The organism is Adlercreutzia shanghongiae (assembly GCF_035830635.1).
In the GTDB taxonomy this organism is placed as follows: Bacteria; Actinomycetota; Coriobacteriia; order Coriobacteriales; family Eggerthellaceae; genus Adlercreutzia; species Adlercreutzia shanghongiae.
Genome location: NZ_JAYMFI010000056.1, coordinates 1 through 640, shown reverse-complemented (window position 1 = coordinate 640; position 640 = coordinate 1). Strand labels below are relative to the sequence as shown.

1 pseudogene is annotated in these 640 nt (G+C 60.0%); it reads left to right on the top strand.

Annotated features, from left to right (window positions below):
• Positions 1-120: 120 nt before the first annotated feature.
• Positions 121-640, top strand: a pseudogene (locus VJ923_RS12175) (serine/threonine protein kinase); the annotation flags it as partial.

Here is a 640-nt window from a genome sequence, read left to right as displayed (position 1 = left end):
ATGGTGCTATATTGAAGCAGCCGATAAAACCGACCGATCATATTAATCGGTTTAGTTCGGTAGTAATTATTCCTCATCGTCGCGAGCACGGTTAAGGCGTGCTCAAGAAAGGAATGAATCATGGCTAAAATCGTCAGCTCTTGGAACGACTGGGATCCGCTGAAGCGCGTCATCGTCGGCCGCTGCGACAACTCCGTCATCCCGCCGGAGGAGCCCGCCACCTCTGAGAAGGTGCCCGTCGATTCCGAGATGCGTGGTATGTGGGGCCTGCGTCCCCTCGAGACCGTCGAGCGTGGCAACGAGTGCCTCGAGAACCTCGTGAAGATCCTCGAGGACCGCGGCGTCGTCGTCGACCGCCCCACGCCCCTGCAGTGGAACCAGGCCATCGGCACCCCGGACTTCCGCAACGACTCCATGATGACCTGCATGCCGCCCCGCGACATCCTGCTCACCATCGGCAACGAGATCATGGCCGCCGCCAACTCCTTCCGCTGCCGCTACTTTGAGTACCTCGCGTACTGGCCGCTGATGGAGATGTACTTCGAGCAGGACCCCGACTTCAAGTGGACCCAGGCCCCCCGCCCGCGCCTGACCGACAAGTCCTACAAGCACAACTACTACGACGAGAAGATCACCCTCG